General features: G+C 62.8%; 15 protein-coding genes. 3 read left to right on the forward strand and 12 right to left on the reverse strand.

Annotation, left to right across the window (positions count from 1 at the left end; genetic code table 11):
- Position 1: 1 nt before the first annotated feature.
- The 12 genes from AC6I99_RS02215 to purU all read right to left on the reverse strand — a co-directional run bounded on the left by AC6I99_RS02215 (position 2) and on the right by purU (position 13,767).
- Positions 2–139: a hypothetical protein gene (locus AC6I99_RS02215; protein ID WP_224166185.1), complete on the reverse strand. Its 138-nt coding sequence runs from the start codon at positions 137–139 to the stop codon at positions 2–4.
- Between the two features lie 284 nt (positions 140–423).
- The gene (locus tag AC6I99_RS02220) at positions 424–1,230 is read right to left on the reverse strand and encodes an IclR family transcriptional regulator (RefSeq protein ID WP_224095032.1); all 807 of its coding nucleotides are present in this window, start codon (positions 1,228–1,230) and stop codon (positions 424–426) included.
- A gap of 190 nt (positions 1,231–1,420) precedes the next feature.
- Complete coding sequence (gene fdhD / locus AC6I99_RS02225; RefSeq protein WP_224166186.1) at positions 1,421–2,302, reverse strand: formate dehydrogenase accessory sulfurtransferase FdhD; 882 nt, start codon at positions 2,300–2,302, stop codon at positions 1,421–1,423.
- Positions 2,290–3,600: a molybdopterin molybdotransferase MoeA gene (locus AC6I99_RS02230; protein WP_497960057.1), complete on the reverse strand. Its 1,311-nt coding sequence runs from the start codon at positions 3,598–3,600 to the stop codon at positions 2,290–2,292. The genes fdhD and AC6I99_RS02230 overlap by 13 nt, the downstream gene beginning before the upstream one ends.
- Positions 3,601–3,626: 26 nt before the next feature.
- Positions 3,627–4,844 (reverse strand): formaldehyde dehydrogenase, glutathione-independent, encoded by a 1,218-nt coding sequence (fdhA, locus tag AC6I99_RS02235; RefSeq protein ID WP_224095036.1) that lies wholly within the window; start codon positions 4,842–4,844, stop codon positions 3,627–3,629.
- A 141-nt stretch (positions 4,845–4,985) separates the two neighbouring features.
- Positions 4,986–5,408: a GlcG/HbpS family heme-binding protein gene (locus tag AC6I99_RS02240; protein WP_223947734.1), complete on the reverse strand. Its 423-nt coding sequence runs from the start codon at positions 5,406–5,408 to the stop codon at positions 4,986–4,988.
- A 148-nt stretch (positions 5,409–5,556) separates the two neighbouring features.
- On the reverse strand, positions 5,557–7,875 hold the full coding sequence (locus AC6I99_RS02245; protein WP_497960060.1) for an FdhF/YdeP family oxidoreductase: 2,319 nt from the start codon (positions 7,873–7,875) through the stop codon (positions 5,557–5,559).
- Entirely contained in the window at positions 7,830–8,669 is an 840-nt protein-coding gene (locus tag AC6I99_RS02250; protein WP_497960063.1) for a methylenetetrahydrofolate reductase, read from the reverse strand. The genes AC6I99_RS02245 and AC6I99_RS02250 overlap by 46 nt, the downstream gene beginning before the upstream one ends.
- Positions 8,670–8,671: 2 nt before the next feature.
- The gene (locus AC6I99_RS02255) at positions 8,672–9,562 is read right to left on the reverse strand and encodes a bifunctional 5,10-methylenetetrahydrofolate dehydrogenase/5,10-methenyltetrahydrofolate cyclohydrolase (RefSeq protein WP_497960065.1); all 891 of its coding nucleotides are present in this window, start codon (positions 9,560–9,562) and stop codon (positions 8,672–8,674) included.
- The gene (locus AC6I99_RS02260; protein WP_224095043.1) at positions 9,559–10,185 is read right to left on the reverse strand and encodes a cyclodeaminase/cyclohydrolase family protein; all 627 of its coding nucleotides are present in this window, start codon (positions 10,183–10,185) and stop codon (positions 9,559–9,561) included. Before AC6I99_RS02260 ends, AC6I99_RS02255 begins: the two co-directional genes overlap by 4 nt.
- Positions 10,186–10,309: 124 nt before the next feature.
- Positions 10,310–12,802 (reverse strand): GcvT family protein, encoded by a 2,493-nt coding sequence (locus AC6I99_RS02265; RefSeq protein ID WP_224095045.1) that lies wholly within the window; start codon positions 12,800–12,802, stop codon positions 10,310–10,312.
- A gap of 50 nt (positions 12,803–12,852) precedes the next feature.
- Positions 12,853–13,767, reverse strand: coding sequence for a formyltetrahydrofolate deformylase (purU, locus tag AC6I99_RS02270; protein WP_497960068.1), 915 nt, complete (start codon positions 13,765–13,767; stop codon positions 12,853–12,855).
- A gap of 120 nt (positions 13,768–13,887) precedes the next feature.
- Between purU and AC6I99_RS02275 the strand changes: the two genes are divergently transcribed.
- The 3 genes from AC6I99_RS02275 to AC6I99_RS02285 all read left to right on the forward strand — a co-directional run bounded on the left by AC6I99_RS02275 (position 13,888) and on the right by AC6I99_RS02285 (position 15,879).
- On the forward strand, positions 13,888–14,568 hold the full coding sequence (locus AC6I99_RS02275; RefSeq protein WP_224095049.1) for a GntR family transcriptional regulator: 681 nt from the start codon (positions 13,888–13,890) through the stop codon (positions 14,566–14,568).
- 165 nt (positions 14,569–14,733) lie between these two features.
- Entirely contained in the window at positions 14,734–15,648 is a 915-nt protein-coding gene (gene pdxS, locus AC6I99_RS02280) for a pyridoxal 5'-phosphate synthase lyase subunit PdxS (protein WP_309929518.1), read from the forward strand.
- A 6-nt stretch (positions 15,649–15,654) separates the two neighbouring features.
- Complete coding sequence (locus tag AC6I99_RS02285) at positions 15,655–15,879, forward strand: hypothetical protein (protein ID WP_216922220.1); 225 nt, start codon at positions 15,655–15,657, stop codon at positions 15,877–15,879.
- Positions 15,880–15,907: the final 28 nt, after the last annotated feature.

The following is a 15,907-nucleotide window of genomic DNA, read 5'->3' on the forward strand; positions in this document are numbered from 1 at the left end:
TTTATACATGGCCCTGGAGGGTGGGGCCGGATGGAAGGTTGGGGGCTTCCTCCGGTTGGATGACCATGATGGTTGGAGCAGTATCGAGCCGCAGCGCCTCCCCGGGAGCGGGTTCACCAGTGGGGCAGGCCTTGCGCATGTGCACCTCTTTTAGTCGGGGAACGGGTTTCTGGTCGCTTTGGCTGAATCGCCTTCGTGCGTTTCGCAAGAATCAACAGTTCTCGCGCTAAGCAACAGAGTGCGCCCCGTCACAGGGCAATGTCAAGGTGTTTCTGTTCCATTTCGCGGCACCTTGACAGCGCCGCCGACATGCGCAGTCTGTTGCATATCGTGCCTACTGTTGCGTAACAAGCGATTTTCCCACCCAAAAATGGGCATGCTGATGCCAGCGGTTTGAAGCGTCGAGAAGCGGCCTGGCAGCGCCTAGCGGCGTCGGTAGCCCATTTTGGCGCTGATGGTGAAGCCAGCCTCACGGAGGGCGTCTATGAGCCCTGGGTGCTCCTCCGGGGCAAAGCGGAAGGCGGGGCCGGAGATACTCACCGCAGCGATGACATTGCCCATGTGGTTAAAGATGGGCACGGCTACCGCCGTCAGGCCGATCTCGAACTCTTCATGCACGACTGCGTAGCCGTTCCGTGCGACGTCGAGCAGCTGCTTCTCCAGCTCCGCGCGATTGGTGATGGTGCGGGGTGTGCGGGCAGGCAGGCCGACTGTCTTGAGGACCTGGTTCCGCTCATCGGCCGTCAGCGCGGCCAAAAGCACTTTGCCGCTGGATGTCGCATGCAGCGGGGTCAGGCTGCCCACCCAGTCGTAGGTGGCAAGCGTTGAGGGGCCCATGGCCTGATCCACGTTGACTGCGTAGTTGGACCGAAGCACGGCAAGGTTGACCGTTTCCTTGTACTCACCCGCAAGTGCTTCCAGTACTTCCCTGGCCTCGTGCACGACGCTCAGCCTGCCGGGGATGGAGGTCGCCAGCCGAAGGATTCCGAAGCCCAGCTGGTACTTGCCCCTCTCGCTGTTCTGCCGGACAAGCTCGCGGTTTACCAGCGAGCCCACAAGCCTGGACACCGTGGATTTATGGACGCCCATTTCGTCAGCGATTTCACTGACGCCGGCATCCCCTTCGCGTGCAAGGATTTCCAGGATTTGCAGCGCGCGGTCCACTGATTGGACGCCGCCGCCTTGGGCGTCTGCGTCCTTCTCGATGTCTGGATTGTTGCGTGGGGCCATGATGCCTCGTGTCGTTGTCCCAAGCAGGCGGCCGGGGCTGTAAAGCCCTGCCCGGCATGCTCCTCGTCTTTCCTCATCCTAGTCCGACACGGACACGGGCCTTGAAACACGCGGGGAGTTTGTGCACAGCAAACGCACCCTATCGGCATCAACAGGGCTTTAGCTGCGTGCAAACGCGGAAAACGGGCGGTCAGAGCCCGGCGTAGACCTCCTCACGTGCTGCTTTGCGGGGGCGGATCAATCTGTCGCGTCCGGCGTAGACGTTGAGGCTGTGACCACGGCTGAAGCCAACCAGGGTCACGCCGGTCTCAGTAGCGAGGTCCGCGGCAAGGCTGGAGGGTGCGCTCACGGCTGACAGGACGGGGATGCCGGCGAGGGCAGCCTTCTGGACCAGCTCGAACGATGCACGTCCTGAAACCTGCAGGACCAAGCCCGTCAGGGGCAGCAGATCCTGGCGCAGTGCCCAGCCCACTACTTTGTCCACGGCGTTGTGGCGGCCCACGTCCTCCCGCAAACAGAGGAGCTCGGGGGTGGCGCCGTCCACCCTGAAGAGCCCGGCGGCGTGGACGCCACCGGTCCTGTCGAACACCGCCTGGGCTTCCCGGAGGCGCTCAGGCAGTTCGGCCAGGATGTCAACGGGAACCCGGAGCGGGTCCTGGGAGGGATCGAAGTGGAGGGTTTTGCGGACGGCTTCGATGGAGTCCGTTCCACAGATGCCGCACGAGCTGGAGGTGTAGACGTGCCGCATGGTGTCGGGCATCTGCACGTCGGAGCGAAGCTGGGCCTCCACAACGTTGAAGGTTTGCGTTCCGTCCTTCTCGCCGGCACAAAAACGCAGGGATATCAGCTCGGACTGGCTGCGGATGATGCCCTCGGACACCAGGAATCCGGCTACGAGGTCAAAGTCGTCTCCTGGAGTCCTCATGGTCACGGCGAAGGAGCGGCCGCCGATCCTGATTTCCAGGGGCTCCTCGGCGGCGAGGACATCTTCCTTGAACCGCACCGGATATTCGGTACCTGTCCCGTCCAGATGGAAGCGGTGTATCTTCCGGCGCTGTGTCATCCGTGCCATGGTGCGTACCTTCCTGACAAGTTGGGGAAATCTGTGGTTGCTTGCGCCTTTGTCCAGGCGCTGGTCCAGGGCAGCGGCATGACCGGGACGGGTTCGCCTGCTTCCACTCCGCCAGGGGGAACGGCCATGAAACCGTCGGCCCAAGCCAGCCCGCGCATCATGCCGGGACCCGTGTGTGAAGCAGGAAAAGCGAGCCCGTGGACGAAGGTGCAGGGGATGAGTTGTGTCCGGCCAGGACCCGGATCGACGTCCGCCGCGGACGTGAGGTGGCCAGCTGTCCGGAAAGGCTTGTTTTGGAGGGCAGCGAGCAGTGGTTCGCCGATGGTCATGAGGGCCATCATTGCGGCCAGGGGGTTGCCTGGGAGGCCGATGATGAAGCGGCCGTCCGGGAGTTCAGCCAATACTGCAGGATGACCGGGGCGCATAGCGACGCCGTCGAGCAGTAGGCGCCCACCGAGCGCGGCCACTGCGGCGCGGAAGTGGTCAGTTCCGGATTTGCCGGTGCCGCCGGTGGTGATCGTGACATCCGGGTGTCCGCCTCCGGGCGGAGAGTCAAGTGCGGACAGCCACTCTTCGTATGAGTCGCCGATCCGTTGCTGGCCGGCTGGAATTCCGCCCAGCTGGGAAATCACTGCGCCGAGTTGCGGGCCGAAGGTGTCGCGAACCTGCCCCGCTGCCGGCACACCCGAGGTCACCACCTCGGAGCCGGTAAGCACGACGGCGACCCGCGGCTTGCGTTGCACCTGCAGTTCGTCGTGGCCTGCTACGGCAGCAAGGGCAATGTGGGCAGGATTAAGGAGTGTGCCGGAGGGCACGAGGACGTCGCCGGCCCGGGCTTCTTCACCGGCTGGCCGTATATGCCGGCCGGGGAGCGTCTCACCGGGTTTCGCGTCGGGTTTCAGTGCGAGCTGCAGCCCGTATCCGGCGTCGAAGGCGTGTCCGCTCTCCTTCCGAAGTACCGCCACGGCACCTTCCGGAACCAGGCCACCGGTGGCAATGACGCTGGCTTGTCCCGGTGACAGCGGCAGCCCCGGCGTCGTGATCTCCCACGGTCCTCTGCCATGAATGGCCCAGCCATCCATGGCAGAGGACGCGTAGTGCGGAAGGTCCTGGCACGCCGTCACATCAGTGGTCAGCACGTTACCGATCGCGTCCGCCAGTGGTACAGACGCTGACGCAAGCGGAACAGCGCAATCGAAGGCCATCTGCCGGGCTTCGGACCACGTTGGGGCAGGCATCCGCTCGCAGGGCACGTGGGATGTTGGCGAAGTGCCGCAGAGAATTTCCTGCGCGAGCATGATGCCCCCTTCCTGGTGTTTGCGTACTAAGCCTTCACGTAGCCGTTCGGGTTCAGTACGAACTTTGTTGCCGCGCCGGCGTCGAACTCGGCGTAGCCGCGGGGAGCGTCCTCAAGGGGGATGGCTTGGGCATTGACTGCCTTGGCGATCTGGACCTTGTCGTGGAGGATCGCCATCATCAATTGGCGGTTGTACTTCATCACCGGGCACTGGCCCGTGGTGAAGGACAAGGACTTTGCCCAGCCGGTACCCAGTGAGAGCGAGAGGGAGCCGTGCTTGGCTGCTTCATCGATTCCGCCCGGATCGCCCGTGACGTAGAGGCCCGGGATACCCAGGGAGCCGCCGGCTGCGGTGATGTCCATAAGGGAGTTCAGCACGGTGGCTGGAGCCTCGTGCGAGGCGTCCCTTCCGTGGCCCCGGGCTTCGAAACCAACCGCGTCCACGCCGCAATCCACTTCCGGCACTCCGAGGATCTGCGCGATCTGCTCCTTCGGGTCACCGTTTGAGACGTTGACGGTTTCGCAGCCGAACGAGCGCGCCTGTGCCAGCCGGTCTTCGTTCATGTCGCCCACAATCACGACGGCGGCGCCAAGCAACTGGGCGCCGACGGCGGCAGCCAGACCCACAGGGCCGGCACCGGCGACGTACACCGTGGACCCTACGCCCACGCCGGCCGTAACGGCGCCGTGGAAGCCCGTGGGGAAGATGTCCGAGAGCATGGTCAGGTCCATGATCTTTTCCAGGGCCTGGTCGCGGTCCGGGAAGCGCAGCAGGTTCCAGTCGGCATAGGGAACCAGCACGTATTCGGCCTGTCCGCCTACCCAGCCGCCCATATCCACATAGCCGTAAGCGCTGCCCGGGCGGTCAGGGTTGACGTTGAGGCAGATCCCGGTCTTTTGCTCTTTGCAGTTCCGGCACCGGCCGCAGGAAATGTTGAACGGCACCGAGACGATGTCGCCCACCTTGATGAACTCGACGTCGGGACCCACCTCCACCACTTCGCCGGTGATTTCGTGGCCGAGGACCAGGTCCTGCGGGGCTGTGGTGCGGCCGCGGACCATGTGCTGGTCGGAACCGCAGATGTTGGTTGTCACCGTGCGGAGGATCGCGCCATGCGGTACCTTCCGGCCGACGTTGGCCGGGTTGACGCCCGGTCCGTCCTTGAGTTCGAACGTCGGGTAGTCAGTGTTGATGATTTCGACGACACCGGGTTCCTTGTAGGCGACTGCTCGGTTTCCAGACATGGACACTCCTTGGGCATGTGGTGATACGGAAAATGAATGCTGCCCAATTGCCCGAGAGCGGTGCTTCGATGAGGAAATACCTCCCCAGGTTTCAGGCCACCGAAGCACCATTCACGGACAATTGGACAGTTTTTTCTTTGCTTACGGCCGGGCCGCGCCCTGAAGCTCTACTGCTGCTCCTGCGGACGCCACGGTGTGGTCGTTCTCTACCGTGCTGCCACTGACGCCGATCGCCCCGATTACAGTGCCGTCCTCCCCTCGCAGGGGGATGCCACCCGGGAACGTAATGAGTCCGCCGTTGGAGACCTCGATGTTGTACAACGGTCCCCCCGGCTGCGAAAGCTCGCCGATTGCGCCCGTGGGCATGTCGAAGTAGCGGGCGGTGCGTGCCTTCTTGATGGAGATGTCGATGCTGCCGAGCCAGGCCCCGTCCATGCGGGTGAAGGCCTTGAGGTTGCCGCCGGCGTCCACCACGGCGATGTTCATTGCTGTTTCGGTTCCGCGCGCGGCATCGCGCGCCGCGGCCAGTACAGCATCAGCTTGGACTTGGGTGATATCAGACATTGTTTCTCCATTGATAGATGTCTTCATGAGGGCAAATTGCTCTTGGTGGGCGCGGGCTCCGGCGCCTGGTCTCCTAATATCTTTGATCCAATAGGAAAGATATATCAGTCACATACTATGGCAGGTATCACACTGTGTCCAGACTCATTCAGGCCCGTTCGAGCCGGACGATGACGGACTTGGACGTCGGCGTCCCACTGGTATCGGCAACAGAGTCCAGCGGTACAAGGACGTTGGTTTCCGGGTAATACGCAGCGGCACACCCCTTGGGGGTGGAGTACGAAACGATGCGGAAGTCTTCTGCGCGGCGTTCAGTTCCCTGGAATTCTGAAATCAGGTGGACCATCTCGCCATCAGCAAACCCCAGCTCCGCGATATCGGACTCGTTGATGAGGACCACCCTCCGCCCACCATGGATGCCGCGGTAGCGGTCGTCCTTGCCGTAGATGGTGGTGTTGTACTGGTCGTGCGACCGCAGCGTTTGGAGCACCAGCCTGCCGGGCGGGACCTTGATGTATTCAAGCTCGTTGCCTGTGAAGTGTGCTTTGCCTGAAGCGGTATCGAACTTCCGGGCATCGCGCGGCGGGTGCGGCAGCACGAAGCCGCCCGGGTGCTGGATCCGCTCTTCGAAGTTCTCGAAGCCATCGAAGACGGCCTCGATGTGTTTGCGGATCAGCGAGTAGTCATCACGCATCGACAGCCACGCGGCTTTGGGGGCGTTGGGCAGGCGCACGGTGCCATCGGTGAAGAGCCGGTGGGCAAGATTGCACACAATGGCAACTTCCGAGTGGAGGTGCTCGCTCGCAGGCTTGAGGCGTCCCCGGGATGCATGGACTGCGCTCATGGAGTCTTCCACGGTAACCCTCTGGTCACCGGTCCGCTGCGTGTCCTTCTCCGTGCGTCCAAGTGTTGGGAGAATCAAAGCCCGCTTGCCCGTGGACAGGTGCGAGTGGTTCAGCTTTGTGGAGATCTGGACGCTCAACCGTGTGTTGGCGAGCGCTTGCTCCGTAACGTCCGAGTCAGGGGCGGCACGAACAAAGTTTCCACCCATCCCCATGAAGAAGCGGACCTTTCCGTCCCTCATGGCGCGGATGGCGGCAACAGTGTCATAGCCGTGCTCCCGTGGTGACAGGAACTCGAACTCGTTGTCCAGCCGGTCATGGAACTTTTCCGGCATCTTCTCGAAGATGCCCATGGTGCGGTCGCCCTGGACGTTTGAGTGGCCGCGCACTGGGCAAACTCCGGCGCCGGGCTTGCCGATGTTCCCCTGAAGCAGCAGGACGTTAACGACGTCGCGGAGGGTGGGTACTGAGTGTTTGTGCTGGGTCAATCCCATGGCCCAGCAGACGATGGTGGCGTTTGAGGCCAGGAGCCGTTCGCCTGTGGAGTGGATCTGCTCCAGGGTGAGGCCTGTTGCTTCCACGATGTCGTCCCACTCCACCTTTTCCAGGAAGCGCAGGTATTCGTCGATGCCCACGGTGTGGTCCTCGATGAACCTGTGGTCAAGGACGGTTTCCAGGCCCGGGGTTTTGCGGCCCGTGGCTTCGGCTTCCAGGAGGTATTTACCGAGGCCCTGGAAGAGGGCTTGATCGCCGCCGGCACGGATTTGGAGGAAGTCATCCGTCAGTTGGGTTCCCACCACCATCCCTGCTACGTGTTGGGGGTTTTCAAAGTGCAGGAGTCCGGCTTCGGGGAGGGGATTGACGGACACGATGACCGCGCCGTTCTTCTTGGCCTTCTCCAGGGCGCTGAGCATGCGCGGGTGGTTGGTGCCTGGGTTCTGCCCGGCTACGAAGATGAGTGATGCCGTCTCCAGGTCGGTCAGGCTGACCGACCCCTTGCCGATGCCGATGGTTTCCACCAGTGCGGAGCCTGAGGACTCGTGGCACATGTTGGAGCAGTCCGGAAGGTTGTTGGTGCCAAGGCCGCGCACCAGGAGTTGGTAGACGAAGGCGGCCTCGTTTGAGGTTCGGCCGGAGGTATAGAAGACGGCCTGATCGGGGTGTTCCATGCCCCTGAGTTCCTCGGCCATGAGGTCATATGCCTTGTCCCATTCGATGGGCGTGTAGTGGGTGGCGCCTTCATCGAGGAACATAGGGTGGGTCAGCCGGCCCTGCTGGCCCAGCCAGTAGTCATCGCGGGTCTTCAATTCAGCAACGGAGTGCTGGGCAAAGAACTCTGGCGTGACACGGCGCCGGGTGGCTTCCTCGGCGACGGCCTTGGCCCCGTTCTCGCAGAACTCTGCCGCGTTGCGCTTCTCGTGTTCCGGCCAAGCGCAGCCCATGCAGTCGAATCCATCGATCTGGTTGACTGCCAGCAGCGTTTGTACGCTTCGCACCGGGCCCATTTGCTCCAGGGAGATTTTCAGTGCGTTGGCAACGGCTGGAATGCCGACAGCCTTTGTCTTGGGTTTGGTGACGGTCAGCTTTGACTCGTCGATGTTTTCACGGGGGGCTTTGGAAGCCATGCGATCTTCCCTTCAAATCTGGGTAGGCGGCTGAGGTCGTTGAAGCTGTAGACGTGGATGCCGGCAAACAGCGGATGGCCGTCGAGGGCCTGATGAACTTCCCGGATCAGCCCGGAGCTGTCATAGCGCATGACGTCACCAGCGCGCAGGAGTGCCTTGGCCATTCCTGTGCTGCGGGCCAGCTTGAGTGAGCGTCCCACACCCAATCGCGCACCCATGGCCAGCAGCTTCTGCACGGACACCGGCCCGGGGACGCCCACCCAGACTGGAAGCCGGGATCCGGCCCGGTGCAACTCCTGCAGGTATGAGCTGATGGATTCCGCCGAGAAGCACATTTGCGTGACCATGGACGACGCCAGGGATGACTTGCCGGCCAGGCTGCTCCGCAACTGTTCTGCGCTCAGTTGCGGGTGGCCTTCCGGGTAGCCGGCGATGCCAAGGGAGAAATCTTCCGGGAAAGCCTTGATGTCTTCCATGAGCTGGCCGCTCCAGGAATACGGGCCGGCAGGTACGCTGCGGTCCCCGGCAATGAGGAAAAGTTCCCGGACGCCCTCGTCATGCAATTGACGCAGGAACTGGTGCAGCTCTGCCTGGCTGGCGATGCTCCGGGCTGCCAGATGCGGGACCACATGGTAGCCCAGCCGGGCAAGCTCAATCGACGCAGCGACCGTCCTGGCCGGACCGTGATGCGGCAGGCAGGTCACGCTGACCATCCCCGGCGCCTCGTAGGCGGGAGGCAGTTGCCGGGCAAGGTCAGCGGAGGGACTAACCTCCAGGCGGATCGGCGTTTCCATGGCTATCCAGCGGTTCCCGAAACCAAGGCCGGCTTCTCCAGAAGCCGTGCTTGTGCCCGGGCCGCTTCAGCGGTGTGGAGGAGCAGCAACGCCGTGGTGACTGAACCCACCCCGCCGGGCACCGGCGTCAGGGCAGCCGCCACTCCGGTGACACTGGCCTCGTCCACGTCTCCCACCAGGGAACCGTCGGGAAGGACGTTCGTACCGACGTCGATCACTACAGACGCCGGCGAAACGTGGCTGCCCGTCAGCAGCCCGGTCCGCCCTGCGGCTACAACCACGACGTCGGCGGGCCGGGTATAGCGCTCAAGCGCCCCTGATTTGGAGTGGCAGATGGTGACGGTGGCGTCCTTTTCGAGCAGCAGCAGGGACAGCGGCTTTCCCACCACAGCGGAACGCCCGACGACGGCGACGCTCCGTCCGGCGAGCGGAACCTGGAAATGCTCAAGCAGTTCCACCACGGCCTGTGCGGTTGCGGGGGCGAAGGCGGGCTGACCCACGGCCAGGCGGCCCAGGCTGAGCGGGTTGGCGCCGTCAATGTCCTTTTCCGGAGCGATCAGCCCCACGAGCGCGTCTGTTCGAACACCCGCGGGCAACGGCGTTTGAAGAATAATGCCGTTGACCGATTGCTCAGCGCTGAGGTCTTTCAACACGCTCGCCAGCACCTGTTCCGTGGCATCATGCCCAAGGTCCAGGATCCGGCAACCTATTCCGGCGCGCTCCGCGGCGCGCTCAATGGAGCGGACGTACCAGTGCGTGGACTCGTCGTCCGTTGCCACCACCACGGCCAGTGAAGGGCGCTGGCCCTCATATTCAAGGAGGCGGGCCTCATCCTGCGCACGCTGCTGGATGAGGGCGGCCAGTCCCTTTCCGGAAAGCATTTCAGTACTCACGCGAGGATCCTTTCGCGTACGCGCTTGACGAGGGAATCAGCTGCGAGGACCACTTTTTCCTCAAGGCCGTCGGTCTGTTCTGCCAAGCGCGAGCGGGCTTCGCCATCCTTGATGGCCACTACGTTGATGTCGATGTTGACACGTGCGGTTGTGGCTGCGGCACGGGCAGCATCTGCTGCTGCCGCGACGTCGCTGATGACATTGGGGTTGGCCATGTCAAAGAGTTCCGTGGCGAGTTCCACCACCTCACCGGCCAGGTTGATCAGCTGGGCAGGTGTGTGTGCCGCCTGGACCAGGGCATCCTGGATGCCGGCAGCGCGCGCGGCCTTGAGTTCCCCGGTCCCGGACGGGAGTTTGTACGAATCAATTACTCGTTGGAAGGCGTGCTCATCGGCGTCTGCGAGGCGCAGCGCTTCAACAATTAAATGGTCCGCAGCGCTGGTGATGCGGGCAACGGGTTCTGCATGCTGCGCATACTTTTCACCCGTGGTGTACCTGGCCACCATGGCCACCAAGGCGGCGCCCTGGGCGGCGTGAAGGGCGGCGGCGGCACCTCCGCCGGGGGTGGGCTGCCGCGAAGCGAGCCTGGCAAGGTAGTCGTTGATGGTTTCTGAACTGATCATGTGTCTTCCTGGGCTGGTTGACGAAGTAAGGCCGGGCTGAAGTAGAACGGGTAAGACAGCGGCCCGGACCCCGTTGCGAGGGGATGAGTCCGGGCCGCTGGCTAACTGAAGCGTCCGCCAGGCCTTAGCCGCGGAGCCTGCTCATGGTGGGGTCGTACAGCGGGTCCTGGGTGACTGTCGCCTGGATACGGCGTCCGAAGTATTCGATCTCTACGGAATCACCAATCGAAACAGCGGCAGGAAGGTACGCGTACGCAATTGGCTTCTTCACCGAGTAGCCGTAGGCGGCGCTGGTGACGTAGCCGACCGCTTGGTCCTTGTAGAACACAGGCTCCTTGCCCAGCACAAGGCTACGGCCGTCGTCGACCGTCAAGCAGCGCAAGCGCCGTGCCGAGCTTTCCTCCGTGCGTCCCTCAAGGGCGGCCTTGCCGACGAAGTTCTCCTTGGCCATCTTTACGGCGAAGCCGAGGCCTGCTTCGAAGGGGTCGTGCTCCGTGGTCATGTCACTGCCCCACGAGCGGTAGCCCTTTTCGAGGCGCAGTGCGCTAAAGGCGGCGCGTCCTGCGGCAATGACGCCGAACGGCTGGCCGGCCTTCCAGAGCGCATCCCACAGGCGCTGGCCGTTGTCCGCGCTGGTGTAAAGCTCCCAGCCCAGTTCACCAACGTAGGAAAGCCGCATGGCGGTAACGGTGACGCCGCCGATGGTGACCTGCTTGGAACGGAAGTACTTCAGGCCGTCATTAGTGAAGTCGTCGCTGCTGGCGTTGCTCATGAGGTCGCGGGCCAGCGGACCCCACAGGCCGATGCAGCAAGTGCCACCGGTGGTGTCCCGAACCTGGACCCAATCGCCGGCGCTGCCGTTTTCAGTCTGGTGACGGGCAGCGCGCTCAAAGTAGGCGGTGTCAATGTTGCCATTGGCACCCAACTGGAACGTGTCCTCACTGAGGCGGGCCACGGTGATATCGCTTCGGATTCCACCGGCCTCATCCAGGAGCAGCGTGTAGGTCACAGCGCCCGGCTTCTTGGCCAGGTCTCCCGTGGTGAGTTCCTGCAGCAGTTTCAGGGCGCCCGGGCCGCTGACTTCAAGGCGCTTGAGCGGCGTCATGTCGTACATCGCCACGGCCGTGCGTGTCTTCCACGCCTCGGCGGCAGCAATCGGCGAGCTGAACATTCCGGACCAGGCGTCGCGGGCAGGCGGCTGCCACTCGTCAGGCATTTCCTTCAAAAGTTCAGCGTTGGCCTCGAACCAGTACGGGCGCTCCCATCCGCCACCCTCAAGGAAGTAGCCACCCAACTGCTTGTGGCGGGCGTGGAACGGGCTGACGCGAAGGTTGCGGGGGGAGAGCTTGGGCTGGAGCGGGTGCAGGACATCGTAGATTTCCACGAAGTTCTGCTGCGAAGTTTCGCTGACGTATTCAGGCGTCAGCTGGACCTCTTCGAAGCGGTGGATGTCGCAGTCTCCAAGGTCGATCTGCGACTTGCCGTCAACCAGTACCTCGGCAACGGCGCGGGCGATGCCGGCAGAGTGGGTCACCCACACGGCTTCGGCGACGAAGAAGCCATCGAGCTCCTTGGATTCGCCCACCAGGGAACCGCCGTCAGGAGTGAAGGAGAAGATGCCGTTGAAGCCATCCTCGATCTCACTTTCGCGCAGTGCCGGCAGGATCTGCTTGGTTGCTTCCCACGCGGGGAGGAAGTCCTCAAGGGTGAAGTCAAGGCGCGAAGGCATGTTGTGTTCGCTGATGCTGCTGGGCTCGTAGCTGCCCAGCTCGTCAAGATCCACAGGCATGGGGCGGTGTGCGTAGGAGCCGATTCCGTAGCGCTCGCCGTGCTCGCGGTAATAGAGATCCTGGTCCTGGTGGCGGAGGATGGGCAGCTGGGCGCCGTTGGGTAGTTCGTTCTTGCCCTTCTGGGCCGGAACCGGCGTCGTTTTTACATATTGGTGGGCCAGCGGGAGGAGCGGTACGGACATACCGATCATCTCGCCGATTTTCGCACCCCAGAAGCCGGCGCAGGAAACCACAATGTCGGCGGGGATGACGCCATCGGCGGTCTGGACGCCGGTGACGCGTCGGCCGGACTGCTCAATTCCCGTGACTTCGGTGTTGCCGAGGTACTTGACTCCGGCAGCTTCGGTCCGCTTGATCAGCAGCTGGACCGCGCGGGCGGCCAAGGCCAGGCCGTCGGTGGGAACGTGAAGGCCACCAAGGATGTCTTCCTCGTTGATCAGGGGGTAGAGCTCCTTGCATTCCTCGCGGGAGAGGATCTTGCCGTCGATGCCCCACGACTGTGCGTAGCCGAGCTTGCGCTTCAGGTCAGCCAGGCGGGTCTCTGTAGTCGCGACTTCCAGGCCTCCCACCTGGTTGAAGCAGCTCTGGCCGTCTTCGGTGAGTGAGAGCAGCTTTTCCACCGTGTACTTGGCGAACAATGCCATGGACTTGGAAGGGTTCGTCTGGAAGACCAGGCCCGGTGCGTGGGACGTGGACCCTCCGGGCATGTTCAGCGGCCCCTGGTCCAGGACGGTGATGTTGTTCCAACCGCGGGTGACCAGTTCGTCGGCGAGGTTGGTGCCGACAATCCCAGCGCCGATGATGACAATGCGAGGCGTCGATGTCATGAAAGTTTCTCCTGCTGAAGTTCGTGTGTGTGGACGGTGGGGAGGGTGTCTTACCGGAAGACGACTGTGCTGGTCTGGTCCAGCAGCACGCGGTGTTCGCAGTGCCAGCGGACAGCCCTGGACAGTGCCAGTGCTTCAGCATCCTGGCCCACCGTTGAGAGCGCGTTGGGGCCGTAGCTGTGGTCCACGCGGATGACTTCCTGCTCGATGATCGGGCCCTCGTCGAGGTCTGCCGTGACATAGTGCGCGGTTGCTCCAACAAGCTTCACGCCACGATCATAGGCCTGGTGGTAGGGGCGGGCGCCCTTGAATCCGGGCAGGAACGAGTGGTGGATATTGATGGCCCGGCCCTCGAGGGAGCGGCACAGGTTATCGGAGAGGACCTGCATGTAGCGGGCAAGCACCACCAGGTCGGCCTTGTACTCATCCACGAGTTCCAGGAGCTTCTGCTCCGCCTCGGCCTTGGTGTCAGGCGTGACCGGGATGTGGATGAAGGGCAGTCCGGCTGCCTCGGCCATGGCGCGGTGGGTCTCGTGGTTTGAAACAACAGCTACGAGGTCTCCGCCCAGGCTGCCGCCGCGCCAGCGGAAGATGAGATCGTTGAGGCAGTGTCCAAACTTGGACACCATGACCAGCACGCGCTTCTTTGTCTGGTCGTGGAAGCTGAATTTCATGTCGAAGCGGTCAGCGATTGCACTGAACTCTTCCTCAAGCCGGTCCGCCGAGTAGTCGGGGGAGCCGGAAAAGGCGGTGCGAAGGTGCAGCGTCTGGCGGATGCCGTCGTCGAACTGCTGGTGTTCGTCAATGTTGAAGCCGCGCTCAAACAGGAAGGTTGTGACCGCCTGCACGATTCCGGCGCGCTCGACGCACGACAATGTGAGTACGAACTTCTGAGCCTGCTCGTCATTGAGCGCTGCTGGCTGGGGCAGGATGCTTGTTGGTGAGTCTGTCGCCACGAGGGTCATGTCTCCTCCTTTAGATATATTCTTGAGTCCCGTACTGATATATTAGGATTGGGAATCAGCGTATACTGGTCTCAAGGACAGGTCAATAGGTTTTCGGGAACTGCGGAAAGGGCTGGCACTGTGGCATTTGGAACTCTGGCAATCTCGGACGATACCAGCAGGAAATCCTTGGCCGACGTCGCGTATGAGCGTTTGCGCGACCGGCTCCTGATGCTGGACATCAAGCCCGGGGATCTCCTCAATGATGACCAGTTGGCGAAGGACCTCGGGATTGGGCGCACTCCCGTGCGCGAAGCCTTGAAGCGGTTGGAACTGGACCGTCTGGTGGTCACATATCCGCGCCGCGGCACCTTTGCCACCCGCGTGGACGTGACTGACTTGGCCTTTATTTCAGAGATCCGCACGCAACTGGAGCCACTGGCCGCGGCACGCGCGGCGCGCGTGGCTTCTGCGGCTACGAGGCAGCATCTGCGGGACGTCATGAAGGCTGTGGAGGACTTCGATGTTGCCGGCGCCTCCGTAGTGGAGACCCTGCGCCTGGATGCCAGCGTCCACCAGGGCATTTACGCAGCCGCGGCGAATCCACATCTCGAGGATGTCCTGATCCGCTATGACAACCTGGCCACCCGAATTTGGTGCATGGTCCTGGATCGGCTACCGGACCTTGAGCATCACGTGCGCGAACACCTGGACCTCTTGCGCGCGGTCATCGATGGTGATGAGGAGAAGGCCGCAGAGCTTGCAAAGGCGCACGTCACGGGCTTTGAGCACGCCGTCCGCACGGCACTTTTCGCAGCATAGGAATTTGCCTGGCGCGATCCGAGATTGACTCCCGGCTTCGGCGATTGCATACTGAACTCTAACTAATATATCACCCGGATATCAGGTGTTCTCCTGGCTCTTGGCCGGGCGCGCAGTTCCGGGAGCTTGTGATGAATCGCAGGCTTCAGTCCCTTGGAGTATCACGTGACCTTTACACCACGCCCGTTCGAACACATCACGCTCACTGGCTCGGGCCGCGTCAAGCGGGGCATGGCGGAGATGCTCAAGGGCGGCGTCATCATGGACGTCGTTAACGTCGAGCAGGCCCGTATCGCCGAGGACGCCGGTGCCGTCGCCGTCATGGCGCTCGAGCGCGTACCCGCCGACATCCGCGCCCAGGGTGGCGTGTCCCGCATGTCCGATCCCGACATGATCGATCAGATCATCGCCGCCGTGTCCATCCCGGTCATGGCCAAGGCCCGGATCGGCCACTTCGTCGAAGCCCAGGTCCTGCAGTCCCTCGGCGTGGACTACATCGACGAGTCCGAGGTCCTGACCCCGGCCGACTACATCAACCACATCGACAAGTGGAACTTCACCGTTCCCTTCGTCTGTGGTGCCACCAACCTTGGTGAGGCCCTGCGCCGCATCAACGAGGGTGCGGCGATGATCCGTTCCAAGGGCGAAGCCGGCACCGGGGATGTTTCCAACGCCACCGGGCACATGCGCAAGATCCGTTCCGAGATCGCCAAGCTCGCGGCCCTTCCCGAGGACGAGCTCTACGTTGCGGCCAAGGAACTGCAGGCCCCGTACGAACTGGTCAAGGAAGTGGCTGCCACGGGCAAGCTTCCCGTTGTCCTGTTCACCGCTGGTGGCATTGCAACCCCGGCTGATGCTGCGATGATGATGCAGCTCGGCGCCGACGGCGTGTTCGTTGGCTCCGGCATCTTCAAGTCCGGCAACCCCGCAGAGCGCGCTGCCGCCGTCGTGAAGGCCACCGCCTACTATGACGATCCCGATGTGATCGCCAAAGTCTCCCGCGGCCTGGGCGAAGCGATGGTCGGCATCAACGTCGACGAAATCCCGCAGCCCCACCGCCTGGCAGAACGCGGCTGGTGACGTGCGATGTTGGGGGCGAAACCGGACAGGACAATCACCGGGCGCGGCCTGCGCAAGGACTGGGCACAGTTAACAGGCCATACTGTGGAGGTCTGGCTCTCGGACGACCTTGTCATGACCGGCGTGGTTGAGCAGGCGTCCGACGACGACTCCGTCCTTTGGATCGCAGCTGCCGGGGCATCCACAAGGAGGCTGTTCGATAAGTCAACCGGTTATCAGGTGTGGGTGTGATGATTGTCGTCCGTGCCTGATCCAAACT

The sequence above is a fragment of the Arthrobacter sp. TmtSoilC77 genome, from assembly GCF_059739415.1.